Annotated in this window: 34 protein-coding genes; all 34 read left to right on the top strand. The window is 41.5% G+C overall.

Annotated features, from left to right (window positions below):
- Nucleotides 1-36 precede the first annotated feature (36 nt).
- Nucleotides 37-417 (top strand): MORN repeat-containing protein, encoded by a 381-nt coding sequence (locus SRA_RS01745; protein WP_003090541.1) that lies wholly within the window; start codon nucleotides 37-39, stop codon nucleotides 415-417.
- On the top strand, nucleotides 414-2,198 hold the full coding sequence (locus tag SRA_RS01740) for an acyltransferase family protein (RefSeq protein ID WP_003086923.1): 1,785 nt from the start codon (nucleotides 414-416) through the stop codon (nucleotides 2,196-2,198). Before SRA_RS01745 ends, SRA_RS01740 begins: the two co-directional genes overlap by 4 nt.
- 648 nt (nucleotides 2,199-2,846) lie before the next feature.
- Complete coding sequence (gene thrC / locus SRA_RS01735; protein ID WP_003086918.1) at nucleotides 2,847-4,331, top strand: threonine synthase; 1,485 nt, start codon at nucleotides 2,847-2,849, stop codon at nucleotides 4,329-4,331.
- A gap of 226 nt (nucleotides 4,332-4,557) precedes the next feature.
- Nucleotides 4,558-5,844 carry an MATE family efflux transporter gene (locus tag SRA_RS01730; RefSeq protein ID WP_003090540.1) on the top strand — a complete coding sequence of 429 codons (1,287 nt, stop codon included), beginning with the start codon at nucleotides 4,558-4,560 and terminating at the stop codon, nucleotides 5,842-5,844.
- A 244-nt stretch (nucleotides 5,845-6,088) separates the two neighbouring features.
- Nucleotides 6,089-6,397, top strand: coding sequence for a 30S ribosomal protein S10 (gene rpsJ / locus SRA_RS01725; RefSeq protein ID WP_002262341.1), 309 nt, complete (start codon nucleotides 6,089-6,091; stop codon nucleotides 6,395-6,397).
- A 273-nt stretch (nucleotides 6,398-6,670) separates the two neighbouring features.
- On the top strand, nucleotides 6,671-7,297 hold the full coding sequence (gene rplC, locus SRA_RS01720; protein WP_003086911.1) for a 50S ribosomal protein L3: 627 nt from the start codon (nucleotides 6,671-6,673) through the stop codon (nucleotides 7,295-7,297).
- Between the two features lie 24 nt (nucleotides 7,298-7,321).
- Nucleotides 7,322-7,945: a 50S ribosomal protein L4 gene (gene rplD, locus SRA_RS01715; RefSeq protein ID WP_003086909.1), complete on the top strand. Its 624-nt coding sequence runs from the start codon at nucleotides 7,322-7,324 to the stop codon at nucleotides 7,943-7,945.
- Nucleotides 7,945-8,241 (top strand): 50S ribosomal protein L23, encoded by a 297-nt coding sequence (locus SRA_RS01710; RefSeq protein ID WP_003086906.1) that lies wholly within the window; start codon nucleotides 7,945-7,947, stop codon nucleotides 8,239-8,241. Before rplD ends, SRA_RS01710 begins: the two co-directional genes overlap by 1 nt.
- Before the next feature lie 17 nt (nucleotides 8,242-8,258).
- Nucleotides 8,259-9,092, top strand: coding sequence for a 50S ribosomal protein L2 (gene rplB / locus SRA_RS01705; RefSeq protein ID WP_003086905.1), 834 nt, complete (start codon nucleotides 8,259-8,261; stop codon nucleotides 9,090-9,092).
- Between the two features lie 206 nt (nucleotides 9,093-9,298).
- On the top strand, nucleotides 9,299-9,577 hold the full coding sequence (rpsS, locus tag SRA_RS01700; protein WP_003086904.1) for a 30S ribosomal protein S19: 279 nt from the start codon (nucleotides 9,299-9,301) through the stop codon (nucleotides 9,575-9,577).
- Nucleotides 9,578-9,592: 15 nt separating this feature from the next.
- Nucleotides 9,593-9,937: a 50S ribosomal protein L22 gene (gene rplV / locus SRA_RS01695; protein ID WP_003086903.1), complete on the top strand. Its 345-nt coding sequence runs from the start codon at nucleotides 9,593-9,595 to the stop codon at nucleotides 9,935-9,937.
- A gap of 12 nt (nucleotides 9,938-9,949) precedes the next feature.
- Nucleotides 9,950-10,603: a 30S ribosomal protein S3 gene (rpsC, locus tag SRA_RS01690; RefSeq protein WP_003086902.1), complete on the top strand. Its 654-nt coding sequence runs from the start codon at nucleotides 9,950-9,952 to the stop codon at nucleotides 10,601-10,603.
- Nucleotides 10,604-10,606: 3 nt separating this feature from the next.
- The gene (gene rplP, locus SRA_RS01685) at nucleotides 10,607-11,020 is read left to right on the top strand and encodes a 50S ribosomal protein L16 (protein WP_003062852.1); all 414 of its coding nucleotides are present in this window, start codon (nucleotides 10,607-10,609) and stop codon (nucleotides 11,018-11,020) included.
- A gap of 10 nt (nucleotides 11,021-11,030) precedes the next feature.
- On the top strand, nucleotides 11,031-11,237 hold the full coding sequence (rpmC, locus tag SRA_RS01680) for a 50S ribosomal protein L29 (protein WP_003086901.1): 207 nt from the start codon (nucleotides 11,031-11,033) through the stop codon (nucleotides 11,235-11,237).
- Between the two features lie 24 nt (nucleotides 11,238-11,261).
- Nucleotides 11,262-11,522 carry a 30S ribosomal protein S17 gene (rpsQ, locus tag SRA_RS01675; RefSeq protein ID WP_003086900.1) on the top strand — a complete coding sequence of 87 codons (261 nt, stop codon included), beginning with the start codon at nucleotides 11,262-11,264 and terminating at the stop codon, nucleotides 11,520-11,522.
- A gap of 27 nt (nucleotides 11,523-11,549) precedes the next feature.
- Nucleotides 11,550-11,918: a 50S ribosomal protein L14 gene (gene rplN, locus SRA_RS01670; protein ID WP_003086899.1), complete on the top strand. Its 369-nt coding sequence runs from the start codon at nucleotides 11,550-11,552 to the stop codon at nucleotides 11,916-11,918.
- Nucleotides 11,919-12,000: 82 nt separating this feature from the next.
- Nucleotides 12,001-12,306, top strand: a complete 306-nt coding sequence (gene rplX / locus SRA_RS01665) for a 50S ribosomal protein L24 (protein ID WP_003086898.1) — start codon at nucleotides 12,001-12,003, stop codon at nucleotides 12,304-12,306.
- A gap of 23 nt (nucleotides 12,307-12,329) precedes the next feature.
- Nucleotides 12,330-12,872, top strand: coding sequence for a 50S ribosomal protein L5 (gene rplE / locus SRA_RS01660; RefSeq protein ID WP_003086897.1), 543 nt, complete (start codon nucleotides 12,330-12,332; stop codon nucleotides 12,870-12,872).
- A gap of 15 nt (nucleotides 12,873-12,887) precedes the next feature.
- Nucleotides 12,888-13,073 carry a type Z 30S ribosomal protein S14 gene (locus SRA_RS01655; RefSeq protein ID WP_003086896.1) on the top strand — a complete coding sequence of 62 codons (186 nt, stop codon included), beginning with the start codon at nucleotides 12,888-12,890 and terminating at the stop codon, nucleotides 13,071-13,073.
- Nucleotides 13,074-13,392: 319 nt separating this feature from the next.
- Nucleotides 13,393-13,791, top strand: coding sequence for a 30S ribosomal protein S8 (gene rpsH, locus SRA_RS01650; protein ID WP_003086895.1), 399 nt, complete (start codon nucleotides 13,393-13,395; stop codon nucleotides 13,789-13,791).
- 437 nt (nucleotides 13,792-14,228) lie between these two features.
- Nucleotides 14,229-14,765, top strand: coding sequence for a 50S ribosomal protein L6 (rplF, locus tag SRA_RS01645; RefSeq protein ID WP_003086894.1), 537 nt, complete (start codon nucleotides 14,229-14,231; stop codon nucleotides 14,763-14,765).
- A gap of 88 nt (nucleotides 14,766-14,853) precedes the next feature.
- The gene (gene rplR, locus SRA_RS01640) at nucleotides 14,854-15,210 is read left to right on the top strand and encodes a 50S ribosomal protein L18 (RefSeq protein WP_003086893.1); all 357 of its coding nucleotides are present in this window, start codon (nucleotides 14,854-14,856) and stop codon (nucleotides 15,208-15,210) included.
- A gap of 18 nt (nucleotides 15,211-15,228) precedes the next feature.
- The gene (gene rpsE / locus SRA_RS01635) at nucleotides 15,229-15,723 is read left to right on the top strand and encodes a 30S ribosomal protein S5 (protein ID WP_003086892.1); all 495 of its coding nucleotides are present in this window, start codon (nucleotides 15,229-15,231) and stop codon (nucleotides 15,721-15,723) included.
- A gap of 13 nt (nucleotides 15,724-15,736) precedes the next feature.
- Complete coding sequence (rpmD, locus tag SRA_RS01630; protein ID WP_003086891.1) at nucleotides 15,737-15,919, top strand: 50S ribosomal protein L30; 183 nt, start codon at nucleotides 15,737-15,739, stop codon at nucleotides 15,917-15,919.
- Nucleotides 15,920-16,175: 256 nt separating this feature from the next.
- A complete protein-coding gene (gene rplO, locus SRA_RS01625; RefSeq protein ID WP_003086890.1) occupies nucleotides 16,176-16,616 on the top strand; it encodes a 50S ribosomal protein L15 in 441 nt (146 codons plus the stop codon).
- Nucleotides 16,616-17,920: a preprotein translocase subunit SecY gene (gene secY / locus SRA_RS01620; protein ID WP_003086889.1), complete on the top strand. Its 1,305-nt coding sequence runs from the start codon at nucleotides 16,616-16,618 to the stop codon at nucleotides 17,918-17,920. Before rplO ends, secY begins: the two co-directional genes overlap by 1 nt.
- 195 nt (nucleotides 17,921-18,115) lie before the next feature.
- Complete coding sequence (locus tag SRA_RS01615) at nucleotides 18,116-18,754, top strand: adenylate kinase (RefSeq protein WP_003086888.1); 639 nt, start codon at nucleotides 18,116-18,118, stop codon at nucleotides 18,752-18,754.
- Nucleotides 18,755-18,869: 115 nt separating this feature from the next.
- A complete protein-coding gene (gene infA / locus SRA_RS01610) occupies nucleotides 18,870-19,088 on the top strand; it encodes a translation initiation factor IF-1 (protein WP_002262318.1) in 219 nt (72 codons plus the stop codon).
- Nucleotides 19,089-19,111: 23 nt separating this feature from the next.
- Nucleotides 19,112-19,228, top strand: coding sequence for a 50S ribosomal protein L36 (gene rpmJ, locus SRA_RS09880; RefSeq protein WP_000868345.1), 117 nt, complete (start codon nucleotides 19,112-19,114; stop codon nucleotides 19,226-19,228).
- Nucleotides 19,229-19,245: 17 nt separating this feature from the next.
- Nucleotides 19,246-19,611 carry a 30S ribosomal protein S13 gene (gene rpsM, locus SRA_RS01605; protein WP_002262317.1) on the top strand — a complete coding sequence of 122 codons (366 nt, stop codon included), beginning with the start codon at nucleotides 19,246-19,248 and terminating at the stop codon, nucleotides 19,609-19,611.
- Nucleotides 19,612-19,628: 17 nt separating this feature from the next.
- On the top strand, nucleotides 19,629-20,012 hold the full coding sequence (gene rpsK / locus SRA_RS01600; protein ID WP_003080097.1) for a 30S ribosomal protein S11: 384 nt from the start codon (nucleotides 19,629-19,631) through the stop codon (nucleotides 20,010-20,012).
- A gap of 45 nt (nucleotides 20,013-20,057) precedes the next feature.
- Nucleotides 20,058-20,996 carry a DNA-directed RNA polymerase subunit alpha gene (locus SRA_RS01595; protein ID WP_003086884.1) on the top strand — a complete coding sequence of 313 codons (939 nt, stop codon included), beginning with the start codon at nucleotides 20,058-20,060 and terminating at the stop codon, nucleotides 20,994-20,996.
- A 17-nt stretch (nucleotides 20,997-21,013) separates the two neighbouring features.
- On the top strand, nucleotides 21,014-21,400 hold the full coding sequence (gene rplQ / locus SRA_RS01590; protein ID WP_003086882.1) for a 50S ribosomal protein L17: 387 nt from the start codon (nucleotides 21,014-21,016) through the stop codon (nucleotides 21,398-21,400).
- A gap of 222 nt (nucleotides 21,401-21,622) precedes the next feature.
- On the top strand, nucleotides 21,623-22,876 hold a 1,254-nt coding region (locus tag SRA_RS01585; protein WP_003086880.1), incomplete at its 3' end, for a glutamate-cysteine ligase family protein.

The raw sequence follows: 22,876 nt of genomic DNA, 5'->3' as shown, positions 1-22,876 counted from the left end.
AAAATGGCATTATTAACAGAGAGTTGAATGGATAAGATGAAAAAGATACAGATAACAAGAGAAAAATTAGAATTATTAGCAGCCATTGTCATCGTTGTATGCGGTTTATCTGTTTTTAGCGTTAAATTTGGAAGCAAGGCAACGCTGACCTATGAAAATGGCAAGATTCGATATACGGGTTATGTTCTTAATAATCGGATGAACGGTCAAGGCAAGCTGACCTATCCTAACGGAGATGTTTATGAGGGAAATTTTGTTAACGGTGTTTTCAACGGTCATGGCACCTTTAAATCCGGTATGGGCTGGTCCTATACTGGAGAGTTCAAAAAGGGTCAGGCTGATGGTCAAGGCAAACTGATTGCTAAGGACAAGAAAATTTATAAAGGAAAGTTTAAACAGGGAATTTATCAAAAATGAGAATAAAATGGTTTTCTTTTGTTAGAATTACCGGGCTTTTTCTGGTTTTATTCTATCACTTCTTTCAGCAGGCTTTTCCGGGCGGCTTTATTGGAGTGGATGTCTTCTTCACCTTTTCAGGCTATCTGATCACGGCCCTGCTGCTTGATGAGTATGCCCGAAATAAGGCAATAGATCTCTTAGGCTTTTTGCGGCGGCGCTTTTATCGCATTGTTCCGCCTTTGGTTATCATGGTGTTGGTAATCATGCCTTTTACGCTTTTAATTAGAAAAGATTTTGTAGCGGATATCGGCCGGCAGATTGCTGCTGTTTTGGGATTCACCACTAATCTTTATGAAATTTTTACTGGCAGCAGTTATGAAAGCCAGTTTATTCCGCATCTTTTCGTCCATACCTGGAGTTTAGCCATCGAAGTGCATTTTTACCTTTTTTGGGGTATTCTGGTGTGGTTTTTGTCCAGAAAAATTAACAATCAGCGGCAGTTCCGCGGGCTGATTTTCTTGATTTCAGCAGTTCTGTTCCTCTTTAGTTTTATCAGCATGTTTGTGCGTGCCTTCTTTGTCAGTAATTTTTCTACCATTTACTTCTCAACGCTGACACATATCTTTCCTTTTTTCCTGGGAGCTATTTTTGCGACAACCTCAGGGATTAAAGAGACAACCAAGCGGTTCAAGAAAAATGTCCGTCTCTGGCAGACCAAGCGCGTGGTTATTTACACGGCTGGCAGTGCGGCCATGCTCTTTTTGCTAGGCTTTATACTTGATTTTAATAATATCATTACTTATTTGTTTGGTTTTGGTCTGGCTAGCTTATTTACAGCTGTCATGATCTACTCAAGCCGTGTTTTACATGACCAGACACCTGATTTATCAGAGCCTGCTGCTGTGACTTATCTGGCAGATATTAGCTATGGCATGTATCTTTTTCACTGGCCCTTTTACATCATTTTTGGTCAGCTGATGACTAATTGGCTGGCGGTTCTCTTCACTTTGTTTTTCTCGCTTGTCTTTTCAACACTTTCTTATTATGTTGTTGAGCCTTATATTGCCGGCAAGCGCTCCTCTCTCTTAGGACTGGAAATCCATCTGAACCTTTATAAAAAATGGTTGTATGGCTTTGCTAGCTTGCTGAGTGTTATCGCTTTGGGGATTATCGTCACTGCACCAAGTGTCGGTGCTTTTGAAACCAGTCTTTTGGTTGATTCCCTTAATCAGGCTGATAACAATATGAACCGTACGCATACGCTTACTGCAGGTGATGCTGGTGCTATCAGTGACATTACTGTTATTGGAGACTCTGTCACACTGCGCTCCAGTTCGGCTTTCTCAGAAATTCTGCCGGAAGCGCAGGTTGATGCAGCAGTCAGCCGAAATTTTGAAAATGCTTATGAGATTTTCCAGAACCATATTGCCAATAAAAGTTTGTCCAAGACAGTAGTCCTTGCCGTTGGTGTTAATTCTATTGAGGGCTATGAAAATAATATTCAGCAATTCATTGATGCTCTTCCGGACGGTCACCGTTTAGTTATTGTGACGCCTTACAATACTAAAGATGAGCGCATTCCTGATGTTCGCAGCTATGAGCTGAGTCTGACCAGAAAGTATAAATATGTCACGGTTGCAGACTGGTATAAGGCTGCTGTTGCGCATTCTGAAATATGGACGGAGTCTGATGGTGTTCACTATAATGACAGCAGCGATGAAGGCGCGAAACTCTATGTTGAAACCATTAAAAAAGCTATTCAGACTTCTGCTAAAAAGCCTGCTAAGGGTGAAAAATAAGCAGTCTTCAGGGGGAACAGGTGCCTTAATTTGCAGGCAACTTGTTTCCTAGCTCTAATAAATGACAGCATACCTGCCATAAATCCGGCATGGTATGTTTTTTGATTGTTTAAAATCAGTCTGTTTCCTGATGGGGGGCAAAACAGAAAATTGCTGCCAGGGATAGCGGGTTAAGCCTGACTAAAAGCAAAAGAAATAAAAAATTAGCTGACATAGTTTCGAGCAATCAGAGGCTAAAACTAACTTTTGATGTTAGAAATAATAACATTTACAAAAACTTTAAAAAACTTTTAAAATAGGCTTGCAAAAACAAATTCTTGCGTTATAATATAGGTGACATCAAGTGTTAGAAAAAAGGAGGGTGCGGTGCAAATGTCTGTTTTGCTTTACAATGCTTTAGCGGTGGTCTGGATTTCTATTGCTGGAGTAGATGCTCGCTGGGGCAGCTAAATTTTTTCCGCAAAAGCTGGGCAGATGTCCCGGCTTTTTGAGTTTTTACAGTCTGGCTGCTGCTAAAGGAGAAAATAAGCTTTTGACTGATTTATTCAGCAGACTTAGATTTTTAGCTTAGCTGAATAAAGCTGCGCTCTTTTGATTTAATTATGGTATAATGCTAAAAAAGCTATCTATAATAGAAGAGGATGAATCATGACCCTAGTTTATCAATCAACTCGAGATGCCAATAATACTGTGACTGCCAGTCAGGCTATTCTGCAGGGATTAGCAGCAGACGGCGGCTTGTTCACCCCAGTTTCTTATCCGCAGGTTGAGCTGGACTTTGAACAGCTTAAGACAGCTTCTTATCAGGAAGTTGCAAAATTAGTGCTGTCTGCTTTTTTGGATGACTTTACCGAAGAAGAACTGGATTACTGCATTGCACATGCTTATGATGATAAGTTTGATACACCGGAGATTGCACCGCTTGTTAAGCTTAATGGTCAGTATAATTTGGAACTGTTTCATGGCTCAACCATTGCTTTTAAAGATATGGCTTTGTCTATTCTTCCGTATCTGCTGACAACGTCTGCGAAAAAGCAGGGTGTTGATAATAAAATTGTCATTTTAACAGCAACTTCTGGTGATACAGGCAAGGCCGCTATGGCCGGTTTTGCTGATGTTCCAGGAACAGAGATTATTGTTTTTTATCCTCACGGAGGGGTCAGCAAAATTCAAGAACTGCAGATGACAACACAAAAGGGCAGCAATACTCATGTCGTTGCGATTGAAGGAAACTTTGATGATGCTCAGACCAATGTTAAAAAAATGTTCAACGATGCTGAGCTGCGGAATAAACTGCTGCAAAAAGGAACTCAGTTTTCTTCTGCTAATTCGATGAATGTGGGCCGCCTGATTCCTCAGGTTGTTTACTATGTTTATGCCTATGCACAGTTGGTTAAATCCGGAGATATTCAAAACGGTGATAAGGTCAACTTTACGGTGCCGACCGGGAACTTTGGCAACATCTTAGCTGCTTATTATGCCTATCAAATTGGTGTGCCGGTTGGAAAATTAATCTGTGCTTCAAATGAAAATAATGTACTGACAGACTTCTTTAAAACAGGAACCTACGATAAAAAGCGTGACTTCTATGTCACTACCAGTCCGTCCATGGACATTTTGGTTTCATCAAATTTAGAACGGCTCATTTTCCATTTGTTGGGCAATAATTCTGCCAAAACGAAAGAGCTTATGGATGCTCTGACAGAAAAAGGCGAGTATACCTTAGAAAATGCAGATAAGGCTATCTTGGACTTGTTTGCAGCAGGTTTTACGAGCGAGGCAGAGACTGCTGCAGAAATCAAGCGTGTTTATGAGGATAATAAGTATATTGAGGATCCGCATACAGCGGTTGCTTCAGCTGTCTATCGTGCCTATAAGGCTGCTACAGGAGATCAAAGACCGACAGTTATTGCTTCAACAGCCAGTCCTTATAAATTCCCGCGGGTTACAGTGCAGGCGGTGACCGGCAAGGATTCAGGAGATGACTTTGCAGCTGTCCGCGACCTAAAAGAGCTATCGGGTGTTACTGTGCCAGCAGCAGTTGCCGGCCTTGATACTGCCCCGGTTCGTCATCGAAAGGTCGTTGCCGCAGCTGATATGCAAAAAGCGGTTGAGTCTTATTTGGAAATCTAAAAAAAGGCTGGGACACAATTCCAGCCTTTTAATTATAACTAAAAGTATTGTGACAAGGATTGTTTTTAATATAGTAGGGGAAATAGCTTTGTTAAGCTTACGTTGGTCAGCTCTTTTTTGTTTAGTGCCTTGATTACACCCCAGAGTGCTGTTTTGGGGATGGCTATAAAAAGATTTGATATTGTCAGTTTAACGGAGGCTGTTATGGGCTTTCATGTATAGGAATATGAAACAAAGAAAGAAAATTATTGGACTTGCACTGCCGGCTATGGCAGAAAATCTTTTGCAGATGCTAATGGGAGTTGTGGATAATTATCTGGTTGCGCAGCTGGGCTTGGTGGCTGTTTCAGGCGTTTCAGTTGCAAATAATATTATCACTGTTTACCAGGCTGTTTTTATTGCCCTCGGAGCAGCGGTGTCAAGCCTGATTGCTAAGAGTCTGGGTGAACGGGATGCGGCCAAAACACGATTTTATGAAGCGGAATCCATTTTTATAACAATAGTTATCAGTTTGATTTTAGGGGCTGTATCCCTGGTTTTTGGTCAGCAGATGCTGCGTTTTTTGGGGACGGCTGCTGACGTGACACGGACGGGAAGCCTCTATTTAGCGCTGGTCGGCGGTCTGATTGTCACTCTTGGTTTACAAACCACCTTGGGTGCTGTTTTGAGAGCTCAAGGGAAGGCAAAGCTGCCAATGTATGCTAGTTTCTTGGCCAATGTGTTGAATGCTCTTTTATCGGCGGTTGCTGTTTTTCTATGCCATTGGGGTATCGCTGGCGTCGCTGCTGCCACAGTTTTTTCGCGCTTTGTCGGAACAGCTGTTCTGGCGAGTCAGCTGCCCATTAGAGCGATTCTAGCGGATATGCGGTTTAAACTGGACAAAAACTTAGTCGATCTTGCGCTGCCGGCGGCTGGAGAGAGGCTGATGATGCGGGCAGGGGATGTTGTCATCGTGGCCATCATTGTCAGATTGGGAACGGAAGCAGTGGCCGGGAATGCAATCGGCGAGACCCTGACACAGTTTAATTACATGCCTGGTATGGGAGTTGCCACGGCGACGGTTATTTTGGTGGCTCATTATCTGGGGGAGGGCAAAAAAAGCGATATCCAGCAGGTCATCAGGGAATCCTATATTTTCTCAACTATATTAATGCTGTTAATTGGAGCCTTTGTCTTTTTTCTGGGAAGGCATCTGACTCTTCTTTTTACAACCAATAAAGAAGCTCTTCAGGCTAGTTTGGTTGTACTGTTTTATTCTTTTATCGGTGGTCCTGCTACAGCAGGTACCTTGGTTTTCACTGCAGTCTGGCAAGGTTTGGGGAAGGCAAAGCTTCCCTTTTATGCCACGACCATTGGCATGTGGCTCATTCGTATTGTCTTGGGTTATTGCCTAGGTATCAGCATGGGAATGGGTCTATCCGGTGTCTGGCTTGCGACTTTGGCTGATAATGTCTTTCGCTGGCTCTTTTTATACTATATGTACAAAAGGGTATATGTAAAATCGATTAATTAAGTTAAAGAAAGGGGACAGTCTGAGATTGTTTCTTTTTAAAAGCCCTTTCATGAGAAGAAAATAAAAAAAGTCCTCAAAACCCTTGCAATGCCACGTTTTATTTGTTATACTAATCGGGTGCTGTAAAAACAGCTTTTAGCTTTGATGCAAGAGGTTGCGACACGCTCGGTTGCATTGCCACGCAAAGACTGTCGGTTTTCTTGTGGAGCTAGCCTATTATTTTAAATAGACGAGAGGAGAAAAGATGGCAAACAAAAAAATCCGTATCCGTTTGAAGGCATACGAACACCGTACACTTGATACAGCGGCAGAAAAAATCGTAGAAACAGCGACTCGTACAGGCGCAAGCGTAGCTGGTCCCGTACCACTTCCAACTGAACGCAGTCTTTACACAGTTATTCGTGCGACTCACAAATACAAAGATTCTCGCGAACAATTTGAAATGCGTACTCACAAACGTCTTATTGATATCGTGAACCCAACGCAAAAAACTGTTGATGCACTGATGAAGCTTGATCTTCCAAGCGGTGTTAACGTCGAAATCAAACTTTAATCTGATTTCACCTAATTGAGCACAAGCTAAACTCTGTGCAAAAAAAGAGACGCAACCGTTATAGCTTTAGCTAGATTACGGATGTGGCTACCTTTAGGTATAAATCTTCCTAGAAACAGAAGTTTCTTCGTCAGATTTCCTGTTTTTGCTGTGAGTTTGACGCTTTTTGCATCTTACCTTGAGCATAAAAAACGCTCGTTAAAAACTTTTTTGAGCATGAAAAACGCTCATAAAAAACTTTTTAAATAAAATAAGCAAAGGAAATATTTTCTCATGACAAAAGGAATCTTAGGGAAAAAAGTGGGAATGACTCAAATCTTCACTGAAGCTGGTGAATTTATCCCTGTTACTGTCATCGAAGCAACTCCAAATGTTGTGCTTCAAGTTAAGACTGTTGAAACAGACGGTTATGAAGCAGTTCAAGTTGGTTTTGACGACAAACGTGAAGTGTTGAGCAACAAACCTGCCAAAGGCCATGTGGCGAAAGCCAACACAGCTCCTAAGCGCTTCATTCGTGAATTCAAAAACATTGAAGGCTTGGAAGTTGGACAAGAAATTACAGTTGAACAATTCGAAGCTGGTGATGTTGTTGATGTTACTGGTACAACCAAGGGTAAAGGTTTCCAAGGTGCTATTAAGCGTCACGGACAATCACGCGGGCCTATGGCTCACGGTTCTCGTTACCACCGTCGTCCTGGTTCTATGGGGCCTGTTGCGCCTAACCGTGTGTTCAAAGGTAAAAACCTTGCAGGACGCATGGGCGGCAACCGTGTAACCATTCAAAATCTTGAAGTGGTTCAAGTTGTTCCGGAAAAAAACGTTATCCTTATCAAGGGTAATGTGCCAGGTGCTAAGAAATCTCTTATCACCATCAAATCAGCAGTCAAAGCTGCTAAATAATAAGGAAAGGGGAAATCAGTTAACATGGCAAACGTAAAACTATTTGACCAAACTGGTAAAGAAGCTGGTCAAGTGACACTTAATGATGCTGTCTTTGGGATTGAACCAAATGAATCAGTAGTATTTGATGTTGTTATCAGCCAACGTGCTAACCTTCGCCAAGGTACCCATGCGGTTAAAAACCGTTCAGCAGTATCAGGCGGCGGCCGTAAACCATGGCGTCAAAAAGGAACTGGACGTGCGCGTCAAGGTTCTATCCGCTCACCACAATGGCGTGGTGGTGGTGTTGTCTTTGGACCAACTCCACGTTCTTATGGCTACAAACTTCCGCAAAAAGTTCGTCGCCTCGCGTTGAAATCTGTTTATTCAGCAAAAGTTGCTGATGAAAAATTTGTAGCTGTTGATGCTCTTTCTTTTGAAGCTCCAAAAACTAAAGAATTTGCACAGGCGCTTGCTGCACTCAGCATTGATTCAAAAGTACTTGTTATTCTTGAAGAAGGAAATGAGTTTGCTGAATTATCAGCTCGCAACCTTCCAAATGTAAAAGTTGCTACAGCAGCAACTGCAAGTGTCCTTGATATCGTAAACAGCGACAAACTTCTTGTTACTAAAGAAGCAATCTCTAATATCGAGGAGGTTCTTGCATAATGAATTTGTACGACGTAATCAAAAAACCTGTTGTTACTGAAAAATCAATGGTTGCCCTTGAAGAGGGGAAATATACATTTGAAGTTGATACTCGCGCACATAAACTTTTAATCAAACAAGCTGTTGAAGCAGCATTTGACGGTGTTAAAGTTGCCAGTGTCCGTACAGTAAATGTAAAACCAAAACAAAAACGTGTGGGTCGCTACACAGGCTTCACAAGCAAAACCAAAAAAGCTATCATCACTCTTACAGCTGATTCTAAAGCAATCGAGTTGTTTGCAGCTGAAGCTGAATAATCAAAGGAGGAATTAACGTGGGTATTAAAGTTTATAAACCAACGACAAATGGCCGTCGTAATATGACTTCTTTGGATTTTGCTGAAATCACTACAAGCACTCCTGAGAAATCATTGCTTGCTCCGCTGAAAACCAAGGCTGGCCGCAATAATAACGGCCGTATCACTGTTCGCCACCAAGGCGGCGGTCACAAACGCCACTATCGTTTGATTGATTTCAAGCGTAATAAAGACGGTGTTGAAGCGGTTGTTAAAACAATCGAATACGATCCAAACCGCTCAGCTAACATTGCTCTTGTGCACTATGTTGACGGTGTGAAGGCTTACATCATTGCACCGAAAGGTCTCAAAGTCGGTCAACGTATCGTTTCAGGCCCAGAAGCAGATATCAAAGTCGGAAATGCACTTCCGCTTGCTAATATCCCTGTCGGTGCTATTATTCATAACATTGAATTAAAACCAGGTAAGGGTGCCGAGCTTGTTCGTGCAGCTGGAGCTTCTGCTCAGGTGCTTGGTCAAGAAGGCAAATACGTGCTTGTTCGCCTTCAGTCTGGCGAAGTTCGTATGATTCTCGGAACTTGTCGCGCAACAGTAGGTGTTGTTGGTAACGAACAGCATGGACTTGTTAATTATGGTAAAGCAGGACGCAATCGCTGGAGAGGTATTCGCCCAACAGTTCGCGGTTCTGTAATGAACCCTAACGATCACCCGCACGGTGGTGGTGAAGGTAAGGCACCAGTCGGACGCAAAGCGCCATCTACTCCTTGGGGTAAACCAGCGCTTGGTCTTAAAACGCGCAATAAAAAAGCTAGAACTGATAAACTTATTGTTCGTCGCCGTAACGAAAAATAGGCGGCCGAGCAGAAGGTTGTTAAAACTTCGTAGCGAGACCCCGCACAGTTGACGAGGAAAATAGCAAGTTGAAAAATGCCGCTATTTGACCGTCAACTACTGCGCCGGTCGGTTATGATAAATCCGCCAGCTCGGTAGGGTAAGTTGGGTTTTCGACCCTCCTCCCAAGCCGCTGTGGTACTATATTTAAAGGAGAAAACTACACAATGGGACGCAGTCTTAAAAAAGGACCTTTCGTCGATGAGCATTTGATGAAAAAAATTGAAGCTCAAGCAAATGATGAAAAGAAAAAAGTCATCAAAACTTGGTCACGTCGTTCAACGATTTTCCCAAGTTTTATCGGATATACAATCGCAGTTTATGATGGACGTAAACATGTTCCTGTTTACATCCAAGAAGACATGGTAGGTCACAAGCTTGGTGAATTTGCGCCAACTCGTACTTACAAAGGTCACGCAGCTGACGATAAGAAAACACGTCGTTAATAGGAGGAGGACACAATGGCAGAAATTATTTCAGCTAAAGCAATGGCTCGTACAGTCCGTGTTTCACCTCGTAAAACACGTCTTGTACTTGATCTTATCCGTGGTAAGAACGTTGCTGACGCAATCGCAATCTTAAAATTCACTCCAAACAAAGCAGCCCGTATCGTTGAAAAAACTCTTAACTCTGCTATCGCTAACGCAGAAAACAACTTTGGTTTGGAAAAAGCTAACTTGGTAGTATCTGAAACTTTCGCAAACGAAGGACCAACGATGAAACGTTTCCGTCCGCGTGCTAAAGGCTCAGCTTCACCAATCAACAAACGCACAACTCACGTCACAGTAGTTGTGTCAGAAAAATAAGGAGGTAAAATCGTGGGTCAAAAAGTACATCCAATTGGTATGCGTGTCGGTATTATTCGTGACTGGGATGCAAAATGGTATGCTGAAAAAGAATACGCGGATTACCTTCATGAAGATCTTGCAATCCGTAAATTCATTCAAAAAGAATTGGCTGACGCTTCAGTTTCTACTATCGAAATCGAACGCGCAGTAAATAAAGTAAATGTTTCCCTTCATACTGCAAAACCAGGTATGGTTATCGGTAAAGGTGGAGCAAATGTTGACGCTCTTCGTGCGCAACTTAACAAATTGACTGGCAAACAAGTTCACATCAACATCATTGAAATTAAATCACCAGATCTTGATGCTCACCTTGTTGGTGAGAATATTGCCCGCCAGCTTGAGCAACGTGTTGCTTTCCGCCGTGCACAAAAACAAGCTATCCAGCGTACAATGCGTGCAGGTGCTAAAGGAATCAAAACTCAGGTATCAGGCCGCTTGAATGGTGCAGATATTGCCCGCAGCGAAGGATACTCAGAAGGAACTGTTCCGCTTCACACACTTCGTGCGGATATCGATTACGCTTGGGAAGAAGCTGATACAACTTATGGTAAGCTCGGTGTTAAAGTTTGGATTTACCGTGGGGAAGTTCTTCCGGCTCGTAAAAACACTAAAGGAGGCAAATAACAAATGTTAGTACCTAAACGTGTTAAACACCGTCGCGAATTCCGCGGGAAAATGCGCGGTGAAGCTAAAGGTGGTAAAGAAGTCGCATTCGGTGAATACGGTCTTCAAGCTACTACTAGTCACTGGATTACAAACCGTCAAATTGAAGCTGCCCGTATTGCAATGACACGTTACATGAAACGTGGCGGTAAAGTTTGGATTAAAATCTTCCCTCATAAATCATACACTGCTAAAGCTATCGGTGTACGTATGGGTTCAGGGAAAGGTGCTCCTGAAGGTTGGGTAGCACCGGTTAAACGCGGTAAAGTGATGTTTGAAATCGCTGGTGTATCTGAAGAAGTTGCACGTGAAGCGCTTCGTCTTGCCAGCCACAAGCTGCCGGTTAAAACTAAATTCGTGAAACGTGAAGCAGAATAAGGAGAAAAACATGAAACTTCAAGAAATTAAAGATTTTGTTAAAGAGCTTCGTGGTCTTTCTCAAGAAGAACTTGCTAAGAAAGAAAACGAACTGAAGAAAGAACTTTTCGACCTTCGTTTCCAAGCTGCAGCAGGTCAACTTGATCAAACTGCCCGTTTGAACGAAGTTAAAAAGCAAATTGCACGTGTAAAAACAGTGCAGTCTGAAAATAAATAATAGATTGGGAAAGGAGTCTTTTAAATGGAACGTAAACAACGTAGAACATTAGTTGGTCGTGTTGTATCAGATAAAATGGACAAAACAATCACAGTTGTAGTTGAAACAAAACGTAACCACCCAGTCTATGGTAAACGTATTAACTACTCTAAGAAATATAAGGCGCATGATGAAAACAATGTTGCTAAAGAAGGCGATATCGTTCGCATCATGGAAACTCGCCCGCTTTCAGCGACAAAGCATTTCCGTCTTGTTGAAGTGGTTGAAGAAGCCGTTATTATTTAATCAAGCCTGAAAGGAGAGAAAACTTAAATGATTCAATCAGAAAGTCGTTTAAAAGTTGCTGATAACTCTGGTGCTCGCGAAATCTTGACTATCAAAGTTCTTGGTGGATCAGGCCGTAAATTCGCAAACATCGGTGATGTCATCGTTGCTTCAGTAAAACAAGCTACTCCTGGTGGTGCGGTTAAAAAAGGTGACGTTGTCAAAGCCGTTATCGTTCGTACTAAATCAGGCGCTCGCCGTGCTGATGGTTCATACATCAAGTTCGATGAGAATGCAGCTGTTCTTATCCGTGATGATAAAACACCTCGCGGAACTCGTATTTTTGGTCCTGTCGCACGTGAATTGCGTGAAGGCAACTTCATGAAGATCGTGTCACTGGCACCAGAAGTACTTTAATTCTAAAAAACAAACTTAGTCCCCTGGGAATTTTCTAGGGTGCCTTCAGGGCGTAAGAAATATATAGAGGAGAATAACTCAAATGTTTGTAAAAAAAGGCGATAAAGTTCGCGTTATTGCTGGCAAGGACAAAGGCGTCGAAGCTGTAGTTCTCAAAGCTCTTCCAAAAGTAAATAAAGTTGTTGTTGAAGGCGTAGCCATTATCAAGAAACATCAAAAACCAAATAACGAAAACCCTCAAGGTGCTATCGTGGAAAAAGAAGCACCAATCCATGCATCAAACGTTCAAGTTCTTGACAAGAACGGTGTTGCTGGCCGTGTCGGTTACAAGTTTGTTGACGGCAAAAAAGTTCGTTACAACAAAAAATCAGGCGAAGTGCTTGATTAATCACGAAGGAAAGGAGAAGTATAATGGCAAATCGCTTAAAAGAAAAATATCTTAATGAAGTAGTTCCTGCATTGACAGAAAAATTCAGCTACTCATCTGTAATGGCTGTGCCTAAGGTTGAAAAAATTGTCCTTAACATGGGTGTTGGTGACGCTGTATCAAATGCGAAAAACCTTGAAAAAGCTGCTGATGAATTGGCGCTTATCTCAGGTCAAAAACCACTTATCACTAAAGCTAAGAAATCAATCGCCGGCTTCCGTCTTCGTGAAGGGGTTGCTATCGGTGCGAAAGTTACTCTTCGTGGCGAACGTATGTATGAATTCTTGGATAAATTGGTTACCGTATCGCTTCCGCGTGTCCGTGACTTCCACGGTGTTCCGACAAAATCATTTGACGGTCGTGGAAACTACACACTTGGTATTAAAGAACAATTAATTTTCCCAGAAATCAACTTTGATAATGTTGATAAGGTACGCGGTCTTGATATTGTTATCGTAACAACTGCTAATACCGATGAAGAATCACGTGAATTGCTTACAGGCCTTGGAATGCCTTTTGCAAAATAATAAGGAGGTTTAAATTTGGCTAAAAAATCTATGATTGCTAAGAGCAAACGCCCAGCAAAATTTTCAACGCAAGCTTACACTCGCTGTGAAAAATGCGGCCGGCCGCATTCAGTCTACCGCAAATTTAAACTTTGCCGTGTTTGCTTCCGTGAATTAGCATACAAAGGACAAATCCCTGGCGTTACCAAAGCGTCTTGGTAAAATGATGATGCAAAGGACGTAAAAATCCGTATGAAAATAGGAGGCTGCCGCAGAAGTCATTAGACTTTGAGAAAGCCTATCTTTTTCACTAGGATTTTAGTCCGTGCTCAAAAATTATGATACTAAGCCCGTGGTGAACAAAGCAAAATTAGGAAATCGAAGATGTTTGCTTGCAAACGAGTCGATTTATCTATTTTGCACAGTTCATAGGGCGAGTTCAAATTAGCTTTTCGTCTGAGAAGCATACAACCAGCCCACTCGGGCGACATTAACTAGCAAGTGAAAAAATCAAACTACTAGTAAGAGGAGAAAAAATCAAATGGTTATGACTGACCCAATTGCAGACTTTCTGACACGCATCCGCAATGCTAACCAAGCAAACCACAGCGTTGTCGAAGCTCCTGCATCAAACATCAAAAAAGGAATTGCTGAAATTCTTAAGCGTGAAGGCTTTGTAAAAAATGTTGAAGTCGTTGAAGATGACAAACAAGGCATCATTCGTGTTTTTCTTAAATACGGACAAAATGGTGAAAAAGTTATTACTGGCCTAAAGCGCATTTCTAAACCAGGTCTTCGTATTTATGCGAAAAGCCAAAATGTTCCTAAGGTTCTTAACGGACTTGGAATTGCTATCATTTCAACTTCGGAAGGTCTTTTGACTGACAAAGAAGCCCGTCAAAAGAATATTGGCGGCGAAGTGATTGCTTACGTTTGGTAATCTTTTAGCTTCCGATTTCGTTATGGGCCTGTGTTAGAGCATCTTGGTATACTTGAGTATAGCCCGCGTTGCTCTGCCTTGTCCCATTTAGAAATTGAAACCTAAAATGATGATGCTATCAAATTTCATAATGTGATTTGATGGTGTCATGTAGCCAAACATGAACAAGATACACTAATTGAACACGCCTACAACTCTTTGAAAAAAGTGAAAAGTAGTTTCAGAAATATTCACTTTATGCGTCGTAAACGTCTGAACTTTCTCTGCCCTTCGGTCAGGAAAGTCCTAGTCGTTCTGACGAGGATGCGTCTACGAAATCAAAGATTTCGGACTTACCGCTTATTTTTCTTCGAGTTGCTTCACGACTTTGTATCTTGTTTGCCCCGTGAAAACTAGTCGCTCAAGCGGCCTGATAATCTAACAGGAGAAAAGAAAATATGTCACGTATTGGTAATAAAGTGATTACATTGCCTGCTGGTGTAGAACTCAGCAACAAAGACAATGTGGTTACTGTAAAAGGACCTAAAGGGGAACTGACTCGTGAGTTTCCAAAAGATATTGAAATCAAGGTTGAAGGTACTGAAGTATCTCTTCACCGTCCAAACGATTCTAAAGGAATGAAAACCATCCATGGTACAGCTCGTGCTAACTTGAATAACATGGTTGTTGGTGTTTCTGAAGGTTTCAAAAAAGAACTTGAAATGCAGGGTGTCGGTTACCGTGCTCAGCTTCAGGGGAAAAAACTTGTGCTTTCCGTTGGTAAATCTCACCAAGATGAAGTGGAAGCTCCAGAAGGTATCACTTTTGAGGTACCCTCTGCTACAGCTATCGTTGTAAACGGAATTAATAAAGAAGTTGTCGGTCAGACAGCTGCTTATATTCGCGGACTCCGTGCTCCTGAACCATATAAAGGCAAGGGTATCCGTTACGTTGGTGAATACGTACGCCGCAAAGAAGGTAAAACAGGTAAATAGAATCGGTTTAATAGTATGTGTAAGATATTACACTGCTATAAAACAACTTTGTCAGTTTGATAATTATAAAATTTAAGAGGTAAAAATTGTGATTTCGAAACCAGATAAAAATAAAATCCGTCAAAAACGCCATCGTCGCGTTCGCGGTAAACTCTCTGGAACTGCTGATCGCCCACGTTTGAACATTTTCCGTTCTAATACAGGCATCTACGCTCAAGTAATTGATGACGTAGCGGGTGTAACGCTCGCAAGTGCTTCAACTCTTGACAAAGAAGTTTCAAAAGGAACTAAAACAGAACAAGCCGAGGTTGTTGGTAAACTCGTTGCTGAACGCGCAGTAGCTAAAGGTATTTCTGAAGTGGTGTTTGACCGCGGTGGATATCTCTATCACGGACGTGTTAAAGCTTTGGCTGATGCAGCTCGTGAAAACGGATTGAAATTCTAATAGGGAGGACACTTAATAATGGCATTTAAAGATAATGCAGTAGAACTTGAAGAACGCGTTGTTGCAATTAACCGTGTTACAAAAGTTGTAAAAGGCGGACGTCGTCTTCGCTTTGCTGCTCTTGTAGTTGTTGGAGATCGTAACGGCCGTGTAGGTTTTGGTACCGGCAAAGCTCAAGAAGTACCAGAAGCTATTCGTAAGGCAGTCGATACTGCTAAGAAAAATATGATTGAAGTACCAATGGTTGGAACAACAATTCCTCACGAAGTACGTTCAGAATTTGGCGGAGCTCGTGTCTTGCTGAAACCGGCTGTAGAAGGTGCCGGAGTTGCTGCGGGCGGTGCTGTCCGTGCCGTTGTGGAATTGGCCGGTGTGGCAGATGTTACATCTAAATCACTTGGTTCAAACACACCAATCAATATTGTTCGTGCAACGGTTGAAGGATTAAAACAGCTTAAGCGTGCAGAAGAAGTTGCTGCTCTTCGCGGTGTTTCAGTATCTGATTTAGCATAAGAAAGGAGAAGTCATGGCACAAATTAAAATTACTTTGACTAAGTCTCCAATCGGCCGCATCCCTGCACAGCGTAAAACAGTTGTTGCCCTTGGACTTGGTAAATTGAACAGCTCAGTTGTTAAAGAAGACAGCCCAGCTATTCGCGGTATGGTCAACAAAGTTTCACACTTAGTGACTGTAGAAGAAGTTAAATAAGGCCAAGCAGCTGAAGTGATGAGAAATCCAGCTTTCTCAAAAATACTTTCATGCTTGTTCCTGCTAGGCTGACTGTACAGATACTCCCAGCTTTGGCTGGAAGGAGCTGCACAGTCAGCTGCTAAAAGTTATCAAGTCGCAGCGATTTATCACTGCGGCTTGACTGCAATATAAAATCGTATAGGCGAGTCTTTACAGGGAACACCTTTTCCCCTGTGAAGGCGTTAGCATTTTACAAATAAGGAGAAAAATTTAAATGAAGCTTCATGAATTAAAACCTGCAGAAGGTTCTCGCAAAGTTCGCAACCGTGTCGGCCGCGGTTCGTCATCAGGTAACGGTAAGACTGCAGGCCGCGGTCAAAAAGGTCAAAAATCCCGCAGCGGCGGCAGTATCCGTCCAGGATTTGAAGGTGGACAAACTCCATTGTTCCGTCGTCTTCCAAAACGTGGCTTTACAAATATCAATGCTAAAGAATATGCGCTTGTTAACCTTGACAAATTAAACGTCTTTGAGGACGGTACAGAGGTTACTCCTGCTCTTCTTAAAGAAGCAAAAATCGTTCGCAATGAAAAATCAGGAATTAAAATTCTTGGTAATGGCGAATTAACTAAAAAATTAACTGTTAAAGCAGCTAAATTCTCAAAATCTGCTGAAGCAGCAATCACTGCTAAAGGTGGTTCAATCGAGGTGATCTAATGTTTTTTAGACTTTTAAAAGACGCCCTAAAGGTGAAAAGTGTTAGAAAAAAGATTTTCTTTACTATTTTTATCATCTTTGTATTTCGTGTTGGTACACACATCACCGTACCAGGCATCAATGCTAAAAGTCTTGAACAAATAAGTGATCTGCCATTTTTAAACATGCTAAACTTGGTCAGTGGTAATGCCATGAGTAACTTTTCGGTTTTCTCCATGGGGGTCAGCCCTTATATTACCGCGTCAATTGTGGTTCAGCTCTTACAAATGGATATATTGCCTAAGTTTGTTGAATGGGGGAAGCAAGGCGAAGTTGGACGCCGTAAACTTAATCAGGCAACGCGCTATATTTCGTTGGTTCTTGCTTTCTTCCAATCTATTGGTATTGCTTACGGTTTCAATGCACTCTCTAGTGTCGGTATTGTATCAACTCCCAATCTGCAAACATTCCTTTTAATTGGTGCTGTTTTAACTGCAGGAAGTGTGATTGTGACTTGGCTTGGGGATCAAATTTCTGATAAAGGTTTCGGCAATGGTGTGTCGATGATTATCTTTGCAGGGATTATTTCTTCTATACCTGGGACCATTAAATCAGTCTATGAAGATTATTTTGTCAATATCCGCTCGGATGAGATGACAAATTCTCTGATTTTTGTAGGCTTACTGATTTTAGCCAGTCTGATCATTATCTTCTTTACAACATTTGTTCAGCAGGCAGAGTATAAAATTCCAATTCAATATACTAAGTTGGCCCAAGGTGCGCCTACTAATTCCTATCTTCCTTTGAAGATAAATCCAGCCGGAGTTATTCCGGTCATCTTTGCAAGTTCCATTACAACTATTCCAAGTACAATATTGCCGTTTTTCCAACACGGCCGAGATATTCCTTGGATGACAACCTTGCAAGAGTGGCTGTCTTACACTAATCCGACAGGAATGGCTGTCTATGCTGTTCTCATTGTTCTTTTCTCATTCTTCTATACTTTTGTACAGGTGAATCCGGAAAAGACAGCAGAGAATCTGCAAAAGAATGCTTCCTATATTCCGAGTGTCAGACCTGGCCGCGAAACAGAAGAGTACTTGTCATCGCTCCTTAAAAAGCTTGCTACAATCGGTTCCGTTTTCTTGGCCTTTGTTGCCCTGAGCCCCATTGTTGCTCAGCAGCAGTTTGATTTATCATCAAGCGTAGCTCTGGGAGGAACCAGTCTCTTGATTGTTATTTCAACAGGTATTGAAGGAATGAAACAGCTGGAAGGCTATCTTTTGAAGAGACAGTATGTTGGTTTCATGAATACTGCAGAATAGACTATAGAGCAGCATTTATAACAGAGCATTAAAAAATGCGGAAGTTGTTTGCCCAGCAAGGCGGGCAAGGCTGCGGGGGCAGAATAATGAATTCTCTGGTTTTTTCGGAGTTCATATTCTGCTCCCTTCTATTTTGCTTTTTAATAAGTTTGCCAAACTGGCAGATTTATTTGAAAACAAAATAAGGAGACTATCATGAATCTTTTAATTATGGGTTTGCCGGGTGCTGGGAAAGGAACTCAGGCAGTTAAAATTGTTGAAAAATTTGGCCTTGTTCATATCTCAACAGGAGATATGTTCCGCGCTGCCATCGCCAATCAAACAGAGCTGGGCCTGTTAGCTAAGTCATACATGGACAAGGGAGACTTGGTTCCTGATGAGGTGACTAATGGTATTGTCAAAGAACGTCTGGCGCAAGAAGACATCAAAGAAAAAGGTTTCCTTCTTGATGGCTACCCACGAACTTTGGAACAGGCAGAAGTGCTGACTGCTATCTTGAAGGAACTTGGCCTAAAATTAGATGCAGTGGTCAACATTGAGATTGCAGCTGACAAATTAGTTGAGCGTTTGAGCGGACGTATTATCAATCGTAAGACTGGTGAAACGTTCCATAAAGTTTTTAATCCCCCTGCTGATTACAATGAAGAGGATTACTATCAACGCGAGGATGACAAACCGGAAGCTGTCAAACGCCGTTTGGATGTTAATATTGCTCAGGGTCAGCCGATCATTGAATATTATCGTGCTGAAGGATTGGTTCATGATATCGAAGGAGATCAAGATATTGAACTAGTCTTTGAAGCTATTGACAAGGTTTTGTCAAATTTAAAATAAATCAGCTTAGTGGCTTGATTTTTATTGCAAAGAGTGATAGAATAAGCTAGTCTGACTTATAATTGTTACCTCTGTGCTCAGAGGACATCAAATCGAAATTTAGGGGGGCTTTTGCGTGGCAAAAGAAGATGTGATTGAAATTGAAGGCAAGGTTGTTGAAACAATGCCGAATGCGATGTTTACAGTCGAGTTAGAAAACGGACATCAAATTTTAGCGACCGTATCTGGGAAAATCCGGAAGAACTATATCCGTATTTTGGTAGGTGATAAGGTCACTGTTGAAATGAGTCCTTATGACTTGACTCGCGGACGTATCACATACCGCTTTAAATAGTCGAAATAAATGGAGGGATAAGAATGAAGGTAAGACCATCGGTTAAACCAATTTGCGAATACTGTAAAGTGATTCGCCGCAACGGCCGTGTTATGGTGATTTGTCCGACAAATCCAAAACACAAACAACGTCAAGGTTAAAATAGAAAGGAGAAAAAATGGCTCGTATTGCTGGAGTTGATATTCCAAACGATAAACGTGTAGTCGTATCACTTACTTATGTGTATGGTATCGGTTTGCCAACTTCTAAAAAAATTCTTGCTGCAGCAGGTGTTTCAGAAGATATCCGTGTTAAAGATTTGACATCTGATCAAGAAGATGCTATCCGCCGCGAAGTTGATGCAATTAAAGTTGAAGGAGATCTTCGCCGTGAAGTTAACCTCAACATCAAACGTTTGATGGAAATCGGTTCATACCGCGGAATCCGTCACCGCCGTGGACTTCCTGTCCGTGGACAAAATACTAAAAATAACGCTCGCACTCGCAAAGGCAAAGCTGTAGCGATTGCTGGTAAGAAAAAATAAAATAGGAGGTAAAAAAATTGGCTAAACCAACACGTAAACGTCGTGTGAAGAAAAATATTGAATCTGGTATTGCCCATATTCACGCTACATTCAATAACACTATTGTTATGATTACAGATGTGCATGGTAATGCTCTTGCGTGGTCATCAGCCGGTGCGCTTGGATTCAAAGGTTCACGTAAATCTACTCCGTTTGCTGCCCAAATGGCTGCAGAAGCTGCTGCTAAATCTGCTCAAGAACACGGTCTAAAGACTGTTGAAGTTACCGTAAAAGGGCCGGGTTCAGGTCGTGAATCTGCTATTCGTGCGCTTGCCGCTGCTGGTCTGGAAGTAACAGCTATTCGTGATGTGACTCCTGTACCGCATAATGGTGCTCGTCCTCCAAAACGCCGTCGTGTATAATCATAATCTCATAGTACACAGGAATGTTTTAGAGGAGTAAAATAGATGATTGAGTTTGAAAAACCAATAATAACAAAAATTGATGAAAATAAAGATTACGGCAGATTTGTCATTGAACCGCTTGAGCGTGGCTATGGTACAACTCTAGGTAATTCTCTTCGTCGGGTACTCTTGTCTTCACTTCCAGGTGCAGCTGTTACGTCAATTAAGATTGACGGGGTACTACACGAATTTGATACCGTTCCAGGTGTGCGCGAAGACGTCATGCAAATTATCCTGAACCTTAAGGGGCTTGCTGTAAAATCTTATGTTGAAGAGGAAAAAATCATTGAACTAGATGTTGAAGGTCCAGCAGAAATTACTGCCGGAGATATTTTGACAGACAGTGATATTGAAATTGTTAATCCTGACCACTATCTCTTTACTATTGCTGAAGGTGCCAGCCTAAAAGCTACTCTGACTGTGGGTACTAATCGCGGTTATATTCCAGCAGAAGAAAATAAAAAAGACGATGCACCGGTTGGGACACTTGCGATAGACTCTATCTATACACCGGTTAAGAAAGTCAATTATCAGGTTGAACCTGCTCGTGTCGGCAGCAATGATAACTTTGATAAACTGACAATCGAAATTATGACCAACGGGACTATTATTCCTGAAGATGCTTTAGGTTTATCTGCCCGTGTTTTGATTGAACATTTAAATCTCTTCACTGATTTAACTGAAGTTGCCAAAGCAACGGATGTCATGAAAGAAACAGAACAAGTTTCTGATGAGAAAGTACTCGATCGTACGATTGAAGAACTTGATTTATCAGTACGTTCATACAACTGTCTGAAGCGTGCTGGTATTAATACAGTCTATGATTTAACAGAAAAGACTGAACCTGAAATGATGAAGGTTAGAAATCTTGGACGCAAGAGCCTCGAGGAAGTTAAAGTAAAACTTGCTGATCTTGGTTTGGGATTAAAAAACGATAAATAATAATATAGGAGGAAATAATGGCTTACCGTAAACTAGGACGTACTAGCTCACAACGTAAAGCAATGCTTCGTGATTTAACGACTGATCTTCTTATCAACGAATCTATTGTAACAACAGAAGCTCGTGCAAAAGAAATCCGCAAAACAGTTGAAAAAATGATTACTCTTGGTAAACGCGGCGATCTCCATGCCCGTCGTCAGGCGGCTGCATTCGTTCGCAACGAAATTGCATCTGAAAACTATGATGAAGCTAGTGATAAGTACACGTCAACTACAGCTCTTCAAAAACTTTTTTCAGAAATTGCACCGCGTTATGCAGAACGCAATGGCGGCTACACTCGTATTCTGAAAACAGAACCGCGCCGTGGTGATGCTGCCCCAATGGCAATTATTGAATTAGTATAAGATCATCAATTTTGTTGAGTGTTACGATGATGGAATTTTAAGAATTCTTAGTCTAGCTCTGGTCTGCCACTAGGAGCCTCTCCTAGTGGAACACTCATCATATTGAAGCGTCAGCGTTTATTTAGGAAATGTTTTTAAGGCTAGAAGCATTTCCTAAATAAGCGCTTTTTGAATTCTTTAGAAATTTTGTTATAATTAATCTCAAACACTTGGGGGCAGAATATGACTAAAGCTATAGATTTACTGAAAAGACGATACCTTGATAATATCAAAGAATCTCCTGAAGCTTACATAGGGGTTGAACTGGAATTTCCAATCGTTAATTTAAAACAGGAAGCGACCGATCTGCGGGTTACAAAGGCTTTACTGTCTTATCTTCCTCAGGTTCTTCCCTTTGAAGTGGAAAAGTGCGATACAGATGGGCAGCCCGTTCAGCTTGTTAATAAGAGCACAGAAGACAGAATTCTCTTTGAGGTATCTTACAATACGATAGAGTTTGCTCTTGGAAAAGTAAAAAAGATTCAGGATGCGGAAAAGAGATTTAATCATTATTTAGAGGCTGTGCAGGATTTTTTAGGCCAATATAATCATGCCATACAAGGCTTTGGAGTGCATCCTTATTGGAATTTAAATGACAATAGTGCAGTTAAACTGCCGCGCTATCAAATGTTACTGGATTTCTTAGCCCTATCTAAAAATAAAAAAGATCCCTTTTTTCATAAATTTCCTCAATACGGATCTTTTATCTGTGGAAATCAAGTTCAGCTAGATGTCAGTAAAGATAACTATCTGCGTGTCATTAATGCCTTTAATAAGATCGAAGCAGCTAAGGCCTATCTGTTTGCCAATTCAGAGTTTTGGGGACAAAACTGGCCGTTTAAGATTTCACGAGATATTTTTTGGGAGAATTCCATGCACGGCGTCTTTAAGGAGAATGTCGGTGTCAATAGCAGAAGTTTTAAAACAGAGGAAGATTTCTTTGACTATCTTGCTGGTTCAGCTCTTTTTACTGCGGAAAGAAATGGGGAAGTCTATTATTTTGAACCGATTCGTGCAAGAGACTACCTGCTGCAAAAAGACATTTCAGCTTGGAATCTTAAAGGAGAAAAGGTAACACTGTTTCCTCAAGAAACTGATTTTGACAGTCATCGCAGTTATCAGTATCAAAATTTGACTAAGCGTGGGACCGTTGAGTTTCGCAGCGTCTGTACTCAACCCTTAGATCAAACTTTTGCACCTGTTGCTTTTCATGTCGGACTTTTAGCAAATTTGGATAATTTGGAAAAATTTTTACAGACAAGTGATTTTTTATCTGTCTATCATCATGATTACAAAGGGTTGAGACGGCGCTTTAGTCAGAAGAAAGAAAAGACAGAAGATCGAGAAAAGATAAAAAAATTCACTGAAAGTTTATTGGATTGCAGTCTGGAAGGTCTTCATCAGCGTGGAAATGGAGAGGCCAAATATTTAAGGGTG

The sequence above is a fragment of the Streptococcus ratti FA-1 = DSM 20564 genome (genome assembly GCF_000286075.1).
GTDB lineage: Bacteria > Bacillota > Bacilli > Lactobacillales > Streptococcaceae > Streptococcus > Streptococcus ratti.
Note: the sequence above shows the minus strand (reverse complement) of the source record. Positions and strands in the feature narration are given on the sequence as shown.